Origin of the sequence: Thiolapillus sp., from assembly GCF_048562965.1 — a bacterium.
GTDB classification, from domain to species: Bacteria; Pseudomonadota; Gammaproteobacteria; order Chromatiales; family Chromatiaceae; genus Thiolapillus; species Thiolapillus brandeum_A.
This window is the reverse complement of sequence record NZ_JBHNMF010000901.1, coordinates 1-1,156: the sequence shown is the minus strand read 5'-3', so window position 1 is coordinate 1,156 and position 1,156 is coordinate 1. Positions and strand designations below refer to the sequence as shown.

The window sequence follows — 1,156 nt, the reverse complement described above, 5'->3', positions numbered from 1 at the left end:
GTGTTGGGTCAATAGCATAGACTCGGCGTACTATGATGTCAAGCCTCTACAGACATGAAAAAGCGATTGTAGATCCATCGAGGCAGGCTTGTACTCATCTTAGGGGTGAGTAGTTACCATGGCAATTTTTTCCCCGCACCATTAAAATACGCGCCACTTGAGCCTTGGCGAGCACGGCTCACAAGATTTTTCACATCTGAATTTACTGGAGATTTCCACAATGAGACTGATTCTTTTGGGCGCCCCCGGCGCAGGCAAGGGCACCGTAGCCAAGATGCTGACCGCCATCGACGGTTCCGTACAGATTTCCACCGGCGATATCCTGCGCGCCGCCGTCAAGGAAGGCACCGATCTGGGCAAAGAAGCCCAGGGTTACATGAGCCGCGGCGATCTGGTGCCCGATTCCCTGATCATGGGCATCATGGGCGAGCGCCTGCTGGAAGACGATTGCAAATCCGGTTTCCTGCTGGACGGCTTCCCCCGCACCATTCCCCAGGCCGAAGCCCTGAAGGAACTGCTGACCAAGCTCAACATCGAGCTGGACGGCGTGGTCAATCTGAACGTGCCCCGTGACGTGATCCTGGACCGCCTCACCACCCGCCGCACCTGCGAAGACTGCGGCGCCATCTACAACGTGAAGAGCAACCCGCCCAAGGTGGAAGGCGTGTGCGACAAGTGCGGCGGCAAGGTCGTGCAGCGTGACGATGAAACTGAAGAAGCCATCTCCAAGCGCCTGGACGTTTTCAACGAGCAGACCGCGCCTCTGGTGGGTTTCTACGAGAAGGAAGGTATGCTGTGGGACATCAACGCCACTTCCAGTGACGAAGTCGTTGCCACTATCAAGGAGAAGCTCGGCATCGCCTGATCGCACAAACTGAAAACACAAAAGCCGCCGCAGTATCCACTGCCGCGGCTTTTTTATGTCTGGCCTATTTCTGCTGTGGCGCTGCTTTTTCCTCCCGGGGCATTTTCATGGGTTGTGGCGGGCTGATACTCATGCCGGATTACAGTGCCGCCGTATCATCGGCTTGCGGTGAACAAGCGTGTCTTCGACCTCGTGATAGATTTTGGGACATCCCAGTCCCCAAAATCGACTCGGCCTTTGACAACCTATTTGTGCCCCAGCCGTCCTGGTCACCAAGCACTACGCAACAAC

The 1,156-nt window shown here is 56.1% G+C and carries 1 protein-coding gene; it reads left to right on the top strand.

Annotated elements, in window-relative coordinates:
- The first annotated feature begins 220 nt into the window (after window positions 1-220).
- Window positions 221-865: an adenylate kinase gene (locus tag ACOCD2_RS21025; RefSeq protein WP_293650417.1), complete on the top strand. Its 645-nt coding sequence runs from the start codon at window positions 221-223 to the stop codon at window positions 863-865.
- Window positions 866-1,156: the final 291 nt, after the last annotated feature.

What these genes read in the sequence shown, in the direction of transcription:
- ACOCD2_RS21025 (WP_293650417.1), top strand. Translation starts at nt 221, where the DNA reads ATGAGACTGATTCTTTTGGGCGCCCCCGGCGCAGGCAAGGGCACCGTA.